This is a genomic window from Cellulosimicrobium sp. ES-005 (assembly GCF_040448685.1).
Taxonomy (GTDB): Bacteria; Actinomycetota; Actinomycetes; order Actinomycetales; family Cellulomonadaceae; genus Cellulosimicrobium; species Cellulosimicrobium cellulans_G.
In genome coordinates, this window is the sequence record NZ_CP159290.1 from 1,118,913 (window position 1) to 1,136,626 (window position 17,714).

At 73.3% G+C, this 17,714-nt stretch carries 17 protein-coding genes; 12 read left to right on the plus strand and 5 right to left on the minus strand.

Features of this window, described 5'->3' with window-relative positions:
- Positions 1-9: 9 nt before the first annotated feature.
- The gene (locus ABRQ22_RS04835) at positions 10-750 is read right to left on the minus strand and encodes a GntR family transcriptional regulator (protein WP_353708755.1); all 741 of its coding nucleotides are present in this window, start codon (positions 748-750) and stop codon (positions 10-12) included.
- A 180-nt stretch (positions 751-930) separates the two neighbouring features.
- Here ABRQ22_RS04835 and ABRQ22_RS04840 point away from each other — a divergent pair, with 180 nt between their 5' ends.
- The 7 genes from ABRQ22_RS04840 (at position 931) to ABRQ22_RS04870 (ending at position 9,141) form a co-directional block, all read left to right on the plus strand.
- Positions 931-2,199, plus strand: coding sequence for an iron-containing alcohol dehydrogenase (locus ABRQ22_RS04840; protein ID WP_353708756.1), 1,269 nt, complete (start codon positions 931-933; stop codon positions 2,197-2,199).
- On the plus strand, positions 2,196-3,671 hold the full coding sequence (locus tag ABRQ22_RS04845) for an NAD-dependent succinate-semialdehyde dehydrogenase (RefSeq protein WP_353708757.1): 1,476 nt from the start codon (positions 2,196-2,198) through the stop codon (positions 3,669-3,671). Before ABRQ22_RS04840 ends, ABRQ22_RS04845 begins: the two co-directional genes overlap by 4 nt.
- 141 nt (positions 3,672-3,812) lie before the next feature.
- Positions 3,813-5,165: an extracellular solute-binding protein gene (locus ABRQ22_RS04850; RefSeq protein ID WP_253053406.1), complete on the plus strand. Its 1,353-nt coding sequence runs from the start codon at positions 3,813-3,815 to the stop codon at positions 5,163-5,165.
- A 4-nt stretch (positions 5,166-5,169) separates the two neighbouring features.
- Positions 5,170-6,108, plus strand: coding sequence for a sugar ABC transporter permease (locus tag ABRQ22_RS04855; RefSeq protein ID WP_353708758.1), 939 nt, complete (start codon positions 5,170-5,172; stop codon positions 6,106-6,108).
- Positions 6,108-6,998 (plus strand): carbohydrate ABC transporter permease, encoded by an 891-nt coding sequence (locus ABRQ22_RS04860; protein WP_253053410.1) that lies wholly within the window; start codon positions 6,108-6,110, stop codon positions 6,996-6,998. Before ABRQ22_RS04855 ends, ABRQ22_RS04860 begins: the two co-directional genes overlap by 1 nt.
- Positions 6,998-8,065: an ABC transporter ATP-binding protein gene (locus ABRQ22_RS04865; RefSeq protein ID WP_353708759.1), complete on the plus strand. Its 1,068-nt coding sequence runs from the start codon at positions 6,998-7,000 to the stop codon at positions 8,063-8,065. The genes ABRQ22_RS04860 and ABRQ22_RS04865 overlap by 1 nt, the downstream gene beginning before the upstream one ends.
- Entirely contained in the window at positions 8,065-9,141 is a 1,077-nt protein-coding gene (locus tag ABRQ22_RS04870) for an ABC transporter ATP-binding protein (protein ID WP_353708760.1), read from the plus strand. The genes ABRQ22_RS04865 and ABRQ22_RS04870 overlap by 1 nt, the downstream gene beginning before the upstream one ends.
- 84 nt (positions 9,142-9,225) lie before the next feature.
- Here the strand turns inward: ABRQ22_RS04870 and ABRQ22_RS04875 are convergent, their stop codons facing one another.
- Together ABRQ22_RS04875 and ABRQ22_RS04880 are read right to left on the minus strand one after the other, a co-directional pair.
- Positions 9,226-9,786: a phosphoribosyltransferase gene (locus ABRQ22_RS04875; RefSeq protein WP_353708761.1), complete on the minus strand. Its 561-nt coding sequence runs from the start codon at positions 9,784-9,786 to the stop codon at positions 9,226-9,228.
- 148 nt (positions 9,787-9,934) lie between these two features.
- Positions 9,935-10,906, minus strand: a complete 972-nt coding sequence (locus ABRQ22_RS04880) for an FKBP-type peptidyl-prolyl cis-trans isomerase (protein WP_308202321.1) — start codon at positions 10,904-10,906, stop codon at positions 9,935-9,937.
- 202 nt (positions 10,907-11,108) lie between these two features.
- Between ABRQ22_RS04880 and ABRQ22_RS04885 the strand changes: the two genes are divergently transcribed.
- From ABRQ22_RS04885 to ABRQ22_RS04895, 3 genes are all read left to right on the plus strand, one after another.
- Positions 11,109-11,414, plus strand: a complete 306-nt coding sequence (locus tag ABRQ22_RS04885; protein ID WP_047232918.1) for a hypothetical protein — start codon at positions 11,109-11,111, stop codon at positions 11,412-11,414.
- Positions 11,415-11,447: 33 nt separating this feature from the next.
- On the plus strand, positions 11,448-12,299 hold the full coding sequence (locus ABRQ22_RS04890) for an alpha/beta hydrolase (protein ID WP_253053419.1): 852 nt from the start codon (positions 11,448-11,450) through the stop codon (positions 12,297-12,299).
- A 77-nt stretch (positions 12,300-12,376) separates the two neighbouring features.
- On the plus strand, positions 12,377-13,165 hold the full coding sequence (locus ABRQ22_RS04895) for an alpha/beta fold hydrolase (RefSeq protein ID WP_353708762.1): 789 nt from the start codon (positions 12,377-12,379) through the stop codon (positions 13,163-13,165).
- Between the two features lie 46 nt (positions 13,166-13,211).
- On the opposite strand, the gene ABRQ22_RS04900 is transcribed toward ABRQ22_RS04895, so the two are convergent.
- Entirely contained in the window at positions 13,212-13,658 is a 447-nt protein-coding gene (locus tag ABRQ22_RS04900; protein WP_353708763.1) for a hypothetical protein, read from the minus strand.
- 3 nt (positions 13,659-13,661) lie between these two features.
- Positions 13,662-15,086 (minus strand): hypothetical protein, encoded by a 1,425-nt coding sequence (locus ABRQ22_RS04905; protein ID WP_253053426.1) that lies wholly within the window; start codon positions 15,084-15,086, stop codon positions 13,662-13,664.
- A gap of 374 nt (positions 15,087-15,460) precedes the next feature.
- Here ABRQ22_RS04905 and ABRQ22_RS04910 point away from each other — a divergent pair, with 374 nt between their 5' ends.
- Positions 15,461-16,669 carry a hypothetical protein gene (locus tag ABRQ22_RS04910; RefSeq protein WP_353708764.1) on the plus strand — a complete coding sequence of 403 codons (1,209 nt, stop codon included), beginning with the start codon at positions 15,461-15,463 and terminating at the stop codon, positions 16,667-16,669.
- The gene (locus ABRQ22_RS04915; RefSeq protein WP_353708765.1) at positions 16,666-17,703 is read left to right on the plus strand and encodes a hypothetical protein; all 1,038 of its coding nucleotides are present in this window, start codon (positions 16,666-16,668) and stop codon (positions 17,701-17,703) included. The genes ABRQ22_RS04910 and ABRQ22_RS04915 overlap by 4 nt, the downstream gene beginning before the upstream one ends.
- The last annotated feature ends 11 nt before the right edge of the window (positions 17,704-17,714 follow it).

A 17,714-nucleotide genomic window follows, 5' to 3' on the forward strand; every position in this document is an offset into this window, starting at 1 on the left:
CGCGATCCGTCAACCCCTCGACGCGTCGTCACCACCCGGTTCCTCGTCGAAGAGCCGGCGGATCCGCTCGCCGGACAGCAGGATGTGCCGGCGCATCGCGTAGGCGGCGGCGTCGGGGTCCCGCGCGGCGACCGCGGCGAGGACCTCCTCGTGCTCGCTCGTGGCGAGGTCGGTGACCTGGGCGTCGTAGACCAGCCGGAAGAGGTGCACGTGCGCGTGCATCCGGGCGAGGGCCTCGTGGATCACGCGGTTCCCGCCGCTCCTGGCGACGACGTCGTGGAAGGCGGCGTCGAGCAGCCCGAACTCGCCGTACGCCGTGTGCCCGTCGGACAGCGTCGCCATCTCGTCCAGCACCGCGCGGAGCCTGGCCAGCTGCTTCGTCGAGGCGCGCTCCGCCGCCATCCGCGCCGCTGCCGGCTCGAGCAGCAGGCGCGCCTCGAGCATGTCCTCGAACCGGTCGCGCGTGATCTGCGGGGGGATCCGGTAGCCGGCGTTGGGGACGCGGACGACGAGGTCGTCCGCCTCCAGGCGGTTCAGCGCGTCCCGGATCGGCGTCTGCGAGACCCCCAGCTCGCGCGCCAGGGCGTCGACGGTGACGCGGGAACCGGGCTCGATCCGCTGCGACATCAGCTGGGTGAGCAGCGTGTCGTAGACGTGGTCGGCGGGCCGCCTGCGAGCCTTCTTCGCCACCGGCTCGCGCCGGTCCTCGTCGGTCCGCTCGTCGCGCTCGTCGGTCGCTAGCGTGTCCACCTCGTGCGGGCTCCTTTCGTGCGCCGGGCAGAAGAACCTGTTGACACCGGCTGTTCGACTGCTCCATGATCTGGATCGGATCGGATCCGATCGTATCGGAACGAGTGCACCTGTCGTGACCAAGGGCGGTCGCGAATCGACCGCAGTTCTCACTCCACCCTCTATCTCCCGGAGTTTCCCATGGGCATCCTCGGTTTTCTGCGCGGGCCGCGAGAGGTCTTGTTCGGCCCAGGGCAGCGGTACGCCCTCGGGACGGTGACCGCGTCCCTCGGGTCCCGAGCCCTCGTCTGCACCGACGCTCGCTTCGGGGGGACGGACGAGTTCGCGGAGCTGGTCCGGCTGATCGAGGGCGCCGGCGTCCACGTGACCGTGTTCGCGGAGGTGCTGCCCGACGTCCCGGTGCACCAGGTGGCCGAGTGCGCCGCGCTCGCGCACCGCGTGCGGCCCGACGTCGTCGTCGGCATGGGTGGAGGCAGCTGCCTCGACCTCGCGAAGGCGGTGGCCGTGGTGATCGCCCATGGCGGGCAGGCCTCCGACTACTACGGCGAGCTCCGCGTCCCGGGCCCGGTGGTCCCCGTGGTCGCCCTGCCCACCACGGCGGGCACCGGGTCGGAGGTGACGCCGGTGGCGGTGCTGACCGACCCCGGGCGCGTCAGCAAGGTCGGCATCTCCAGCCCGCACCTCGTCCCGCACACGGCCGTGTGCGACCCGGAGCTCACGCTCGGGTGCCCCCCGTCGCTCACCGCGAGCGCGGGGGCCGACGCGTTCTCGCACGCGGTCGAGTCGTTCACCGCGGTTCGTCGGACGGCGACCCCGGAGCTCGCCACCGAGCGTGTCTTCGTCGGCAAGAACGCGCTCACCGACACGTACGCGCTCCTGGGGGTGCGCCTCGTCGCCGAGAACCTGCGGCGCGTCGTGGAGGCCCCGGGCGACGCCGAGGCCCGCGAGGCGATGATGCTCGGGGCGACCGCGGGAGGCTTCGCCCTCGGCAGCGCCGGCACCGCCGCGGCGCACGCGCTCCAGTACCCGGTCGGGGCGCTCACCCACACCCCGCACGGGGTCGGCGTCGGCGCCCTCCTGCCGTACGTGATGGAGTACAACCGACCCGCCCGCGTCCCCGAGCTGGCCGCGGTCGCCGTGGCGATGGGTGCGAACCCCGACGAGTCTCCCGAGGTCCTGGCCGACGAGGCGATCGAGCGGAGCGCCGCCCTGCTGCGGTCCGTGGGGATCCCGTCGACCCTCGCGGAGATCGGCCTGCCGTCCGACCGGCTGCGCTGGACCGCCGAGCAGGCGTTCCAGGCCACGAGGCTGGTCGAGAACAACCCCCGCCCGCTCGACGTCGACGCCCTGGAACGCATCGTGCGTGCCGCGTACTCCGGCGACCGGCGCTCGCTGCGAGAAGAAGCCCGGCCCCAGGCGGCCACGACCACGACGGCAGGTGTGCGATGACGGTTCTCCACGAGACGATGCGTCCGGTTCTCGACGGGCTCGACGTGCCCACCGACCTGCTGGTGGCGGGGGAGCGGCGCGCGTCGGGCAGCGGGCGGCGCATCGACGTGCGCGACCCCGCGACGGGCGAGGTCCTCGCGACCGTGGCCGACGCCGACCTCGACGACGCCCGGGCGGCGGTGGGCGCGGCCGCCGACGCGGCCGCCGCGTGGGCGGCGACCTCTCCCCGCCACCGTGCGGAGATCCTCGTGCGAGCGTTCGAGCTGATGACCGAGCGGAGCGAGGACCTCGCCCGCCTGATCGCGCTGGAGAACGGCAAGGCGCTGCCGGACGCGCGGTCCGAGGTGGCGTACGCCGCCGAGTTCTTCCGTTGGTACGCCGAGGAGGGCGTGCGCCTGCGCGGTCAGCTGGGCCGCTCCCCGAGCGGCGCGAACCGGATGGTGGTGACGTACCAGCCCGTCGGGGTCAGCGTCCTCGTCACGCCGTGGAACTTCCCCGCGGCGATGGCGACCCGCAAGATCGCACCGGCCCTGGCAGCGGGATGCACCGCGGTGCTCAAGCCGGCGACGGAGACGCCCCTGACGGCGTACGCCGTGGCGGCGCTGCTGGAGCAGGCGGGGATGCCCCCAGGGGTGCTCAACGTCGTCACGACCTCGACCGCGGGCCCCGTCGTCGAGGCGATGCTGTCCGACCCGCGCACGCGCATGCTGTCGTTCACCGGCTCGACCGAGGTGGGTCGACGGCTGCTGCGCGTCGCCGCGGACCGCGTCCTCAAGTGCGGGATGGAGCTCGGGGGGAACGCCCCGTTCGTCGTCCTCGACGACGCCGACGTGGACGCGGCGGTCGACGGCGCCATGGTCGCCAAGATGCGCAACGGCGGCCAGGCGTGCACGGCCGCCAACCGGTTCCTCGTGGCCGACGCCGTGCACGACGTCTTCGTCGAAGGACTCGTCGCCCGGATGGCGGAGGTCACGGTCGGCCCCGGCGTCGACGAGAGCACCGGGTGCGGACCGCTCATCAACGCCGACGCCGTCCGCAAGGTCGACGAGCTCGTCCGCGACGCGATCGACCGCGGGGCGCGTGCCGTGCTGGGCGGGGAGCCCGTCGACGGGCCCGGCTGCTTCTACCCGCCGACGGTGCTCGTCGACGTCCCCCGGGACGCACGCCTCCTGCACGAGGAGGTCTTCGGCCCCGTGGCCCCCGTCGTCCGCGTCGACGACGAGGAGGAGGCGCTCGCCCTGGCGAACGACTCCGAGTTCGGCCTCGTCAGCTACTTGTACACCGGCGACCTGGCCCGCGGCCTGCGGCTCTCGGAGCGGCTCGAGTCCGGGATGGTCGGGCTCAACCGCGGACTGGTCTCCGACCCGGCCGCGCCGTTCGGCGGCACCAAGCAGAGCGGGCTCGGCCGCGAGGGGAGCACGGAAGGTCTCCTCGAGTTCATGGAGGCCCACTACGTCGCCACGTCCTGGTGACGGTGAACGAGCAGTAGCAGCAACAGTCCGGCAACACCGACCCAGGAAGCAGGAGACTCGATGAGGAGCACGATGCGAGCGGGGCACGGATCACTTCCCCGCCGACGGGGGCGGCTGGCGACGGCCGCGGTCCTGATGGCCATGAGCACCGCGGCGGCCACGGCCGCGTGCGGTGGAGGGGGCGGCACCGCGGAGGCGGGCGGTGGCGCCCAGGCGCCGGCGACCGTCCCGGAGCTGACCGACGAACCGCTGACCCTGAGCTTCATCTGGTTCGAGTGGCCCCCGGCCCAGGCACTCGAGGACTTCGCGAACGCGGAGTACACCAAGGAGCGGCCGAACGTGACCGTCGAGGTCAACACCGTGCCGAACGCCAACTGGCACGACGCGATGTTCACGCAGTTCGCGGCACGTCAGACCGACTTCGACATCGCGGTCCTGGACTCGCAGCACATCGGCGAGGCGGTGACGAACGGCAACATCCTCGACATCACCGACTTCATCGAGGGCAACGTCGAGACCGAGGCCTTCGACCCGTACCTCCTGGCCGCGTACGGCCAGTACCCGCAGGCCGAGACGGGCCAGCGGGACGAGGACGCGAGCATGTACGGCCTGCCGCTGCTCGGCGACACCTGGACGATGATCTACCGGAAGGACCTCATCGGCGACGAGCCGCCGGCGACGTGGGACGAGATGATCTCCGTCGCGGCGCAGTGCCAGGCCGAGAACCCGGGCGTGAGCGGGCTGGCCTTCCACCAGGCCAACGGCTCCGACGCGGCGGCCGTCACCTACAACACGGTCAACGGCCTGTACGGCGGGAACCTGTGGGACGCCGAGGAGCGCCAGATCGAGGGCGTCATCAACGACGAGGCCGGCCAGAAGGCGATGGACGTCCTGGTCAACGAGATGAAGCCGCTCACCGCGACGGGCTCCGGGAACTGGTTCATCGACGAGGTCAACGCGGCGGTCGCGCAGGGCAAGGCCTGCATCGCGTTCAACTGGATCGCCGCGAGCGGCGGCCTGCTCGACCCCGCGCAGTCGACGCTGGGTTCCACGCGCGAGGAGATCCTCGACAAGCTCGGCTTCGCGACCCTGCCGACGCAGGAGACCGACCTGGTGCCTCTCGGCGGCATGGGGATGCACATCTCGGCGTACGCGCCCGAGGACCGGCAGGCGGAGGCGCTGAACTTCATGAAGTGGTTCCTCCAGGCCGACACCCAGCAGAAGTGGGCCGCGGCGGGCGGCGTGCCTGCCCGCACCGACGCGCTGCAGTCGCCGGAGTTCCTCGAGGCCGGACCGTTCAACCAGGTGTACGCCGACTCCGTGGAGCGCATGCGCGACATGTGGAACGTGCCCGAGTACGCCCGTCTCGTCGACATCGAGAACACGAGCGTGAACGCGGCGCTCAACGGCGCCATGGACCCGCAGGAGGCTCTCGACAGCATCGCCGTCGAGCAGCAGGAGGTCCTGGACTCCGGCGGCAGCGGCGGGCTGTGAACCCATGGTCCTGACGAAGAACTCCCCGGTGCGGGACGGGACGTCGGCGCCGCCCGCACCGGTCCGGGCCCCTCGGCTCGGCGACCGTGGGCTCGCCGTCGCGTTCATCACCCCGGCGATGCTGCTCCTGCTGGCCATGTCGGTCTTCCCGCTGCTGTGGGCGCTGTTCCTCTCCTTCACCGACTACTCGGCGACGGGCTCCGCACCCGCGGAGTTCGTCGGGTTCGCGAACTACGTCGACGTCCTGACCTCGCCGGAGGTCAGGCAGCGGGCCCTGACGACCCTCGTGTACGTCGTGTGTGCCGTCACCCTGCAGACGGTGCTGGGCTTCGGCATCGCCTACCTCATCTCCCGGCGGACGCGTGGTCGTGGGCTTCTCACCACGCTGTTCCTCGTACCGATGATGCTGTCGCCCGTCGTCGTCGGGCTGTTCTGGCGCTTCATGCTCGACGCGCAGTTCGGCATCGTCAACAGCGTGCTCGGCTCGCTCGGGATCGAGCCGGTGGAGTGGCTCACCCGCCGCCAGACGGCGATGCTCTCCCTGGTCGTCGTCGACACCTGGCAGTGGACGCCGTTCATCATGCTCATCGCGCTCGCGGGCCTGACCGCGGTCCCCAGGTACCTGTACGAGGCGGCCTCCATCGACCGGGCGTCGGAGTGGTTCCGGTTCCGCAACATCACCCTGCCGCTGGTGTGGCCGCTGCTCCTCATCGCCGTGATGTTCCGTGCGATCGAGGCGTTCCGGATGTTCGACCTCGTCTACATCCTCACCAACGGAGGACCCGGCGTCTCGACCGAGACCTTGTCGTTCCACGTCTACAAGGTCGCGTTCCTCGGGTTCAACACGGGGACCGCGTCGGCCTACGGGATCCTCATGGTGGTCGTCGTCATCGTCCTCGCGCAGCTCTACCTGCGCTACCTGAACAAGCTCAAGGAGGGCTGATGGCACGCTCTGCTGACCTGGCCGTTCGCGTACGGCCCGCACGCAGCCCCCGCGGCCGGGTCCGCAAGTCGGTCGAGGTCGCGCTCCTGGCCGTGCTGGCGGCCGCCATGCTCTTCCCGGTGCTCTGGATGCTCGAGACGTCCGTCAAGGAGAACCGGGACGTCTACGCCGTCCCGGCGAAGTTCTTCGGCTTCGACATGACCCTGGACCACTACCGAGACGTGTTCGTCGCCTCGGGCGGCGGTGCGTCGGACCTCTCCACCGCGCTGCTCAACTCCGTCGTGGTCGCCGGGACGTCCACGATCCTGGCCACCGTGCTCGGGGTCCCGGCGGCGTGGGCGTACTCGCGCTTCACGCTGAGGGCGAAGAAGGACCAGATGTTCTTCATCCTGTCCACGCGGTTCATGCCGCCCGTCGTCGTCGTGATCCCGATCTTCCTCATGTACCGCACGCTCGGGCTCATCGACACCCAGCTCGGCCTGATCCTCATCTACACGGCCTTCAACGTGCCCTTCACGATCTGGATGATGAAGGGCTTCGTCGACGAGGTGCCACCGGAGTACGAGGACGCGGCGATGCTCGACGGTCACACGCGCCTCCAGGCGTTCCGGCGCATCACCCTGCCGTTGCTCGTGCCGGGGATCGCCGCCACCGCGGTCTTCGCCCTCATCTTCTCCTGGAACGAGTTCGTGTACGCGATCTTCCTGACCTCCAGCCAAGAGGTGCGCACCGCACCGCCGGCCATCGCCGGCCTCATCGGCGGCACGACCGTGGACTGGGGGCTCGTGGCCGCCTCCGCCTGCGTGTTCGCGATCCCGGTGCTCGTCTTCGCCTACCTGGTGCGCAAGCACCTCGTCGCCGGCGTCACGCTCGGGGCGGTGCGACGCTGATGGCGGGCATCGAGATCGCGTCCCTGCACAAGCGCTACCCGGACGGGACCGTCGCCGTGGAGGAGGTGGACCTGTCCATCGGCGACGGCGAGCTGTTCGTCATGCTCGGTCCCTCGGGCTGCGGAAAGACCACCACGCTGCGCGCGGTGGCGGGCCTGGAGCGCCAGACGTCGGGCACCATCCACATCGGCGACACGCGCGTCGACGACCTGCCTCCCGGCGGTCGCGACATCGCCATGGTGTTCCAGTTCTACGCGCTGTACCCGCACCTGAAGGCCCGTGACAACGTGGCCTTCCCGCTCCGCGCCGAGGGCGTCCCCGAGCCGGAGGTGCGTCGTCGTGTCGACGAGGCCGCTCGCATGCTGCAGCTCGGTCCGCTGCTGGACCGGCGGCCCACGCGGCTGTCGGGCGGGGAGCAGCAGCGGGTCGCGCTGGCCCGCGCCCTGGTGCGGCGGCCGCGCGCCTTCCTCATGGACGAGCCGCTCACGAACCTCGACGCCGAGCAGCGCGCGGACATGCGGTCGCAGATCAAGCACCTGCAGCGAGAGGTGGGGGCGACGATGGTCTACGTCACCCACGACCAGGTCGAGGCGATGTCGCTCGGCCATCGGATCGCGATCCTCAACAAGGGCCGCGTGGAGCAGGTCGGCACGCCCATGGAGGTCTACGACCGGCCCGCGAGCCTGTTCTGCGCCGCGTTCATCGGCTCGCCGCCGGTGAACCTCGTGGACGTCGAGGTCGCCGACGGGGCCCTGCGGGGCGGGGGCGGGCTCGCGCTGCCGGTGCCGTCCGGGCTGCCGGACGGTCGTCGGCTGGTCGCCGGCGTGCGGCCCGAGGCGTTGGAGGTCACCGCGCCGGGAGCGGACGGTGCGGTCCGCGGCCGCGTGGTCTCGGCGGAGGCGCTGGGCGACGAGACCATCTACGTCGTCGAGTGCGAGGGGGAGCACGACGTCCGGGTCCGGATGCCCCCGACCGCACGGTTCGCCGCGGACACGCCCGTCGGCGTGCGGCACGTCGGCGGGCCGCCGCCCGTCTACGACCGCGACTCGGAGAGGTTGGTGGCCTGATGGGAACCGTTGCGACCTACGGGATCAGGAAGGCGTTCGGGGAGGTCCAGGCCCTCGACGGGGTCGACCTGCAGGTGCCGGACGGCTCGTTCTTCGTCGTCCTCGGGCCCTCGGGGGCGGGCAAGACGACGACCCTGCGCGCGATCGCCGGGCTCGACAGGCTCGACGCCGGGTCGGTGCACCTGGGCGGCCGGGACGTGACCGGGGAGTCCCCCGGCGCACGGGACCTGGCCATGGTCTTCCAGAGCTACGCGCTCTACCCCCGGTACACGGTGTTCGAGAACATCGCCTCGCCGCTGCGCGCGCGCCGTGCCTCCGCGAGCGAGATCGCCGCCGCCGTGGACGACGTCGCGCGCCTCCTGCACATCGAACGCCTCCTGCAGCGTCGACCGGCACAGCTGTCCGGTGGTGAGATGCAGCGCGTCGCGCTGGCCCGTGCGCTGGTCCGTCGCCCGCACGCGTTCCTCATGGACGAACCGCTCACCAACCTCGACCTCAAGCTGCGCGTCGAGATGCGGACCGAGCTCACCCGCATCCACCGGCGTCTGGGAGGGACGTTCGTCTACGTGACGAACGACCAGGTCGAGGCGATGTCCATGGCCGACCAGGTCGCCGTGCTCAGGGACGGCGCGGTGCAGCAGGTCGGGACGCCGGCGGAGGTGTACGAGCAGCCGGTCGACCGGTGGGTCGCGAGCTTCGTCGGGAGCCCGCGGATCAGCCTGCTCGAGTGCCACGTCGACGACGACCGGCTGGTCGGGTCTCAGGGCTGGACCCTGCCGCGCCCCCGGGGAGCCGCGGCGGAGCGCGGCCGTCCGCTGCTCCTCGGCCTGCGCGCCGAGGACGTGTCGGTCGAGCGGCGGGGAGAGGCGACGGTCGAGGGGGAGGTCTTCGGGCTCGAGCCGCTGGGCGACCACACGCTGGTCGACGTCAAGGTGGGCACGGAGATGCTCACGGTCAAGGCGCGGCCGACCGTCGCGAGCCGACCCGGGGAGCGCCTGTCGGTGACCGTCGACCTGGACCGTGCGCACCTCTTCGACGCGAGCACGGGGTTGGCGCTGTCCGGGGCCGGGCGGTAGGGCTGGACGAGGTCGTGCTCGCTTGCGGTCGCGAGCACGACCCGTTCGCCTCGCCCGGGCGGCGACGGTCCGTCGTCTGCGTGCTCAGTCGTTCGGTCGCGGCTGCGCGCCCTCGACGGGCGGGTCGGCCGACCACGGGAACGTGATCCAGAGGTCGGTGTCCTTCCACGAGTAGTCCGGCTGGATGATCGTGCGCGGCTTGGTGTACAGCACCGCGGACCGCGCCTCGGCGCCGTGGGCGCTCAGCATCTCCATGACGAGGGCGAGCGTGCGGCCGGAGTCCGCGACGTCGTCGACCACGAGCACGTGCGCGCCCGGCAGGTCGGACGTGTCCATGAGCGGCGGGAGCACGCGCGGGTCGGTGAGGGTCTGGCCGATGTCGGTGTAGAACTCGACGTTGAGCGTCCCGACGCCCTTGGTCCCGAGCGCGTACGCGACCGCGCCGCCCGGCAGGAGCCCGCCGCGCGCGACGGCGACGACGACCTCGGGCCGGAACCCGCTCGCCACGACCTGCTCGGCGAGCTCGCGCGCGGCGACGCCGAACGTCTCCCACGTGAGCACCTCGCGCTCGGGCGGCACGGCGGGGTGCGGCGACGACACGTCGTCGGGCACGGCGGGGACCGGGGTCGTGGAGGCGTCCGTCATGCATCGAGAGTACGTCGCGCGACGCGCGGGGCCCGCCCGTCCCGGTCCCGACGGGCCGGGACCCACGACCCGGACCAACGACCCGTCCCGGACACGACGAGGGCCGCACCCCGTGGCGGGGTGCGGCCCTCGTCGGGTCAGGCGGGGGTCACTGCGCGTCGAGGATGTCCACGACGAAGACGAGCGGGGAGTCGGCGGGGATCGTGCCGCTGCCCTGCGAGCCGTAGCCCAGCTCCGACGGGATGACGAGCAGCACCTGGCTGCCCACGGTCTGCCCGGCGAGGCCCTGCGTCCAGCCCGGGATCACCTGCTGGAGCGAGAAGCTCGTGGGGGCGCCGCGGTCCCACGACGAGTCGAAGACGGTGCCGTCGAGCAGCATGCCCGTGTAGTGGGCGGTGACGGTCTGGTCCTCGGTCACGACCGGGCCGCTGCCCTTGATGAGCGTCTGCGCGACGAGCTCGGTCGGGGCCTCGTAGCCCTCGGGGATCTCGATGGTCGGCTTGCCGGTGTCGTCGAGCGTCACGGTCGGCAGGCCCTCGGCGGGCGTGACCGCCTCACCCTCGGCACGCGACGGGATGGTCTTCACGTCGGTGACCTCACCGATGGTGAGGTAGGTGATCGGCTCGCCGGTCGTCTGGTCCGTCGTCGGGTTGGCGAACAGGAAGCGGGTGCCGACCTTCTTGCCGACGACGACGTCGAGGAGCTGCGGGAAGATCGAGTCGTCGATGAGGAGCTGCTCGGGGGAGCCCGTCTCCCACGTCGACCCCATCTTGGAGCCGTCCGTACCGGAGAACGCGGCCGTGTGCATGGTGATCTGCTGGCCCTTGGCGATCTCGTCGCCCTCGCCGTCGTTCAGCGAGATGGCGGCCGCGGCGGAGACCTCGAACGGCTGGTCGAACTCCACGGTGGGCTCGGCGCCCGGGTCGCCGGTGACCGTCACGGCCTCGAGCGCCGCGACGTCCTCGGGCGACGACGTCGCGGCGTCGCTGGCGCCGTCGGTCGCGGACGGGCTCGACGACGTCTCGTCGCCGGAGCCGCCGCCCTCCGAGGCGCAGCCGGAGAGGACGAGGGCGGCGCCCAGGGTGAGCGCGGCGACGCCGCGCAGGGTGCGGTGCTTCACGAGAGGGGGTCCTTCGGTCGGTGGGACGACGCGGGGCCGTCGGGTCTGGGCCGCACCCGCACGACGGCGGTCGTCGGCGTCCCGGGTCGGGGTCGCCTCGCGTCCGCGTGCCGGGTGCAGCACCGGCGCGGACACTCTAGCGGTCCTGCCTGGACTCCCGCTGGGAGCCGCCCCCGCCGTGTGCCCGGGGGAGAATGGGTGCATGCCGTCCCGTCGACCGTCCCGCAAGCGACCGTGGGGAGCGGAGCCCGCGCCCCTCGACCTGGACCGTGCCCTCGGCGGCGCGCGTCGCGAGTCCGGGGCCGACGGCGAGTGGCAGGTCCGCACGGTGCGCGGCGGGTCCAAGACGTACCTGTGCCCGGGGTGCAACCAGGAGATCCCGCCCGGGACGGGGCACGTCGTGGCCTGGCAGGAGGACTCGTTCTTCGGTGCCGAGACGGCGCTCGACCACCGTCGGCACTGGCACACGTCGTGCTGGCAGGCGCGCGGGCGCCGTCGGCCCCGGTAGAGGTCCGCGGCGGAGGAACTAGGCTCGACCACGATGAGCACCGCACCCGAGCCCACCGGGGCCGACGTCCCGGCCGGTCCTACCCCCATCCGGTCCCTGACGGTCCTGCCCGCGCGGCGCGAGGACGTCGAGCTGCACACCGCGGACGGGCTGACGCTCGTCGGCGAGCTCGCGCTCCCGGCGGACCGCGACCCGGTCGCGACCCTGGTCACGCTCCACCCGCTGCCGACGCACGGCGGCTACATGGACTCGCACGTGTACCGGAAGGCCGCGTGGCGCCTGCCCGCGCTCGCCGACCTCGCGGTGCTGCGGTTCAACACGCGCGGGACCTCGTCGCCGCGCGGCACGAGCGAGGGCGCGTTCGACGGCGGCGAGGCCGAGCGCTTCGACGTCGCCGCCGCGATCGAGCTCGCCGAGTTCCGCGACCTGCCGCACCCCTGGCTCGTCGGGTGGTCGTTCGGGACCGAGCTCGCGCTCAAGCACGGGACCGACCCGGCCGTGGAGGGCGCGATCCTCCTGTCGCCGCCGCTGCACCGCGCGACGGACGAGGACCTCGACCGGTGGGACGCGTTCGGCAAGCCGCTCGTCGTGCTCGTCCCCGAGCTCGACGACTACCTGCGCCCCGACGAGGCGCGCCGACGGTTCGCGCGCGTGCGCAACGCCGAGGTGATCGGCGTCGACGGCGCCAAGCACCTGTGGGTGGGGGAGTCGTCCGTGCGTCGCGTGCTCGACGAGATCGTCGGCCATGTCCGCCCCGGGTTCCCGCTGCCCCTGCCGACCGAGTGGTCCGGCGACGCGACCGCGGCCGTGACGGCCGACCGTGACACCGCGGACTCCGACCAGGCGAGCTACGACGCGAGCCGGTCGGACGGCGTCGACGACTGACGCCCCGGCAGGACGGTCGCGGCCGTGGCACGGTGGGACGAGACCTGACGACGGACGCACGACCTGAGGAGGACGACGTGACGACGGCCCCGCTCGAGACCTTCACGCTGCGCGAGGGGTACGGCACACCGCTCGTGCTGCTGCACGGCTTCCCGCTGGACCACCGCATGTGGGCCGACGTCGCGGCCGCGCTGCCGGGGGAGCCCACCGTCGTCGCGGTCGACCTCCCGGGTCTGGGGGCGAGCCCGCTGGCGGACGAGCCGGCGTCGATCGACACCGCGGCCGACGCCACCGCCACCGCGCTCGCCGCGGCGGGGATCACGCGCGCGGTCGTCGCGGGGCTGTCGATGGGCGGCTACATCGCGCTCGCGCTCGCGGAGCGGCACCCCGACCTGGTCGCCGGACTCGGGCTCGTGGACACCAAGTCGACCGCCGACACCGACGAGGCGCGCGCAAACCGACTGCGCATCGCGGACGAGGCCGCGCGGTCCCAGACCGTCGACGCCGTCCTCGGCATGCCGGGGGTGATGCTCGGGGAGACGAGCAAGGCCGCGCGCAAGCACCTCACGGCACGGCTCGAGGAGTGGATCCGCGGGCAGCGGCCCGACGGCGTCGCGTGGTCGCAGCGGGCCATGGCGGCCCGGCCGGACCGCACCCAGGTCCTCGCGGAGTTCGCCGGGCCGGTGGCCGTGGTCGTGGGGGAGGAGGACGCGCTCACGCCGACGGCGGAGGCCGAGCACATGGCGGACGCCGCGCCCACGGCGCAGCTCGTCCAGGTCCCGGGCGCCGGGCACATGAGCGCGGTCGAGGACCCGGCGGCCGTCGCGGACGCCCTCGCCGACCTGCTGGCCCGCGCCGCGGCGTGAGCCCGGTCGACCGCGGCACGGCGGGTCGGCGGGCCGTCCCGGCCGATCAGCGGCCGTCGAGCACGAGCGCGAGCGCGTCCGCGAGGTCGATCGACTCGCCGTCCCGTCCGCCCTTGCCGAGCACGAGCGGCGGGTCCGACGGCTCCACGGTCACGCCGCGCAGGCGCCCCAGCACGCTGCCGGGCACACCGAGCACGTAGAACTCCCCGTCCTCGCCGACGGCGACGCTGCGGTTGCGGCGCAGGTACCAGCCCTTGAGCGGGGTCCGGTAGGTGGTCGTGCCGTCGAACGAGCGGGCACGCAGCGGCTCGGGTGCGAGGCCGCGCTCACGGGCACGCACCACGAACTCGGCGAGGAGCGCCCGTGCCGCGGCGCTCTCCCGCGCGCGCTGGCGGTCGAGCTCGCGCTGCTGGTGCGCCGCGGCCTCGGTCCGCTGCCGACGCCAGTCGTCGGCAGCGGACCCGGAGCGGCCCGTGGGGTCCGCGGAGGACACCGGTCAGGCCGAGGCGGGGGCGTCGGTCTCGGCCTCGGCGTCCACCTGGCCGGCGGGGCGGCGCTTCGTCGAGGCGGCGGGCCCGCCCTGCTGGTCCGACTCGTCGGCGACGACCGGGAACTCCGCCGTCATGAGCGTCGCCGCGCGCGCCTGCTGCGCGGGCGTGCCCGCGGGGACCGCCGACTTCTTCGCGGGAGCCTTCGCGGCCTCGGGCTCGCCGCCGAGGAGCCCGCGCAGCTCGTCGAGGTAGGTGTTGATCGAGTCGTGCTGGCGCGTGAGGTCCTCGAGCTGGCGCTGGGCGACGTTGCGCTGCTGCTCCGCCTCCGCCTTGGCGTCGCTCACGGTCTGGTCCGCGAACGACCGCGCCTCGGCCACGATCTGGTCGGCGTTGCGACGGGCCGTCGACATGAGGTCCTTGACGTAGGCGTCGGACTCCCGGCGGACCTTCTCGGCCTGCTCCAGCGCGAGCGCGACGCGCTTCTCCGCCTCGGTCGCGTGCTCCTCCGCGGTCGAGACGAGCTTCTCGGTCTCGGCCTTGGCGGCCGCGTGCCGCTCGGCGTTCTCGCGCTCCGCCTCCTCGCGGCGGCGCACGACCTCGAGCTCCGCGTCGGCGAGCGCGGTGCGGGCCTTGTCGCGCAGCTCCTCCATCTCCGACGTGACCGCGTTGGCCGCCTCGGTGGCCTTCCGCTGCGCCTCGTCGACCTGGCGCTGCGCCTCGCGGCGCGCGTTCTCCAGGAGCTCGGCGGCCTCGCGCTCGGCGGCCTCGCGCTGGGCGGCGGTCTCCGCCGCGACGCGGGCACGGAGCTCGGCGGCCTCGCGCTCGGTCGTCACGCGCAGCTCGGTCGTCTCGCGCTCCGCCGTCGCGCGCAGCGTGCCGAGCTCGCGCTCGAGCGACGCGCGGCGCTCGCTCTCCTCGGTGGCGATCGCGCTCTGGATGCGGGCCGCCTCGCGCTCGGCGGAGCCGACGAGCTCCTCGGCGCGGCGCTGGGCGCTGAGGAGCGTGCCCTCGACCTCCGACGCGCTCGTGGCCCGGATCTCCTCCGACTCGAGCCGCGCGCTGTTGAGGAGCTCGGCGACCTCGTTCTCGGCGCGGGACCGCACCTGGCCGGCCGAGAGCTTCGCGCGCGCCATGATGTCGGCGGCCTGGGCGTTGGCCTGGGAGAGGATGTCGGCGGACTGCTCCTCCGCCGAGCGCATGAGCTGCTCGATGCGGGAGCCGAGGCCGGCGTACGAGGGGCGCTCCGCCTCGCGGAGCTGACGCTGCGCGTCGGAGAGCTCGCTCGTGAGCTGCATGGCGCGGGCGTCCGCGGCCTCGACGCGCGAGCGCGCGTCCTCCACGGCCTTCTCCAGCTTCGCGAGCTGTGCCTCGACCTGGACGCGGTCGTACCCGCGCATCGTGATGGGGAAGAGCGTGCGCTCGTCGGACACGTCGATGACCTCCGGTGCTGGTTCGTCGCGGCGTCCGCCGCCGGGCGGCGTCCCCTCGCGAGGAGGGAGGGCGCGGCGGTCGTGCCACGGCCCCGCCGTGCTCCGACCAGGATACGGGGATCGGGCTGTCCTGAATACCCGGATTGGAACAGGTGAGACGATGGTCGCAGTGCTGCGGGACGGAGGGCACGGGGGAGGCCGCAGGTCGTCCGACGGCGTCGTGCGCACTCTTCCTGAATCCCGGCTGACGAGCGTGGGACCGAGGGGAGAGGGGCTCGTGAACGGATCGTGAGGATCCGCGCACGATTCCCCGAGGTCGATCTACGAGGGGTTTCGCACCTATTCTGGAACGTCGATCGACGAAGGGAACCTCGGTGCTCCAACGAATCATCGCTGCCCTCCTGCTCGTGGGAGGGCTCGTCGCCGTCGGCCTCGGCGTCGCGTCCGCCACGGTGTGGCGGGACAGCGACACGGTCGTGGCGACCACGGCGTACACGGGGGACGGCACGATGCTCGTCACCGAGCCCGGGGTCCTGGACCTCGTCGCCGAGGACGTGACGATCCGTGCCACGGCGCCGGGCGAGCAGCAGGTGACCCTCGCGATCGGCCGCGAGGTCGACGTGACGGGCTGGGTCGGGGAGGACGCGCACGGCGTGGTCACCGGGCTCAGCGACTGGGACGCGCTCGCGACGCGCGCCGTCGAGCCGTCCGCCGCGGAGGAGACGCCCGCCGAGGGCGAGACCCCGGCCGACGGGGAGTCTCCGGCCGAGGGGGAGGAGTCGGCGGAGGAGACGCCCGCCGACGGCGAGGCCCCCGCGGAGGGCGAGACCCCTGCCGACGGAGAGACCCCTGCCGACGGCGAGACGCCGGCCGTCGGCGTCGACCCCGCCGGGTCGGACATGTGGTTCGAGGAGTCGACGGGCGCCGGCTCGGCGACCCTGCGCTGGTCCGACCAGCCCGGCCGCTGGCAGCTTCTCGTGGCCGGCGTGGGGGAGGGTGCCGTCGCCCCGACGCTCGAGCTGTCCTGGCCGCGCCAGGTCGAGACCCCGTTCCTCTGGCCCGGCGTGATCGGCGGTGCGGTCCTCATCCTCCTGGGGCTCGGCATCGGCGCGGCGAGCCTGCGCCCCCGGCGCCGGGGGCCGTCGGGACGCGGCACCGCGACGTCGGTCACCCCGACCGTCGCACCGGCGGCAGCGCCGACCGCGCCCTCGGGCGAGGGTGACGGCGGCACGTCGGACGGCGAGGCGCCCACCGACACCGCGCAGGTGCGCATGCTCACGCGGCGCGAGCTGCGCGAGCGGGAGGAGGCGGACCGCCTCGCCCAGCAGCAGGCGCGCGCGCAGAAGCCGCGTCGTGCCTGGCTCACCGGCCAGATCCCGATCGTCGCGCGCGGCGAACGGCGGCCCAAGACCGCGGCGCAGCCGACCGTCGACGCGACGGACGGGCACCCGACCACGCAGGACAGCGCGGCGACACGTGCCGACGCCTGGCGCCGGGCGTGGGGATTCACCCCCGGCACCGGGGCGGCCGAGGCCGCCGACCCGCAGCGCGACACGGACGAGACGAAGGACAGCACCCGATGACCAGCACCGCCCGCGACACGGCCCGCGCGCACCGCGCCCGCCGTCACCTCGCCGGGGTGGCCGGCGGTCTGGTCGGCGCGCTCCTCCTCGCCGCCTGCTCCGCGCCCCTGCCGACGCCGCAGCCGGACCCCACCCAGGACCCGCCGCCTCCCGTCCTCTCCGAGGCGCAGGAGACCGTGGTGCTGGACGCGGTCGCCTCGGCGCTCGCCGCGGCGAGCGAGGCGAACGACCCGGCGCAGCTCGACGCGCGCGTCACCGGACCGGCGCTCGCGATCCGCACGAGCCAGCTCGCCGTCGCCGCCGCGCGCGGCAACGCGGACCTCGTGACGGAGCTGCCGACCGAGGCCCAGCAGGTCGTCATCCCGACGACGCAGACCTGGCCCCGCACGTCCTACGCCGTGAGCGTCCAGCCCGAGAGTCTGCAGACTCCGCGCCTGTCCGTCCTCGAGCAGGCCGGCGCACGGGATGCCTACCAGCTGTGGGCCTGGGTCCGGCTCCTGCCCGGCGTGACCATGCCGAGCTTCGCCGACCCGAGCATCGGGAGCGAGGCCGTCGCACCCGACGACTCGAGCCTCCTCGTCACGCCCACGGACGCCGTCGCGCAGTACGCCGACGTGCTCAACCTCGGGACCGGCTCCGGCTTCGCCGGGGCGTTCGAGGACGACTCGTTCCGCACGCTGCTCGCCGAGCGCGCCCAGGCCTGGACCACGGCGCTCGAGCCGGCCGCCGGTGCGTACGCGCTGACCTTCACGCCGAACCCGGACGAGCAGGTCCGCGCGGTCCGCACCGCGGACGGCGGCGCGCTCGTCGTGGGCGCCATGACGTCGCAGGAGTCGATGACGGCCGAGGAGGGCGCGCAGGTCCCGCCCGACACGGAGACGATCAAGGCCCTGTACGGGACGACGACCCCGACGAACGTGCTCAAGGTCGGTTACCAGGACGTCGTCGCGCTCTACGTGCCGCCGGCCGGGTCGGAGGAGAAGATCCGCGTCGTGGGCAACGAGCACATCGCGACATCGGTTGCGGCGTCCTGACGCTCCGTAGG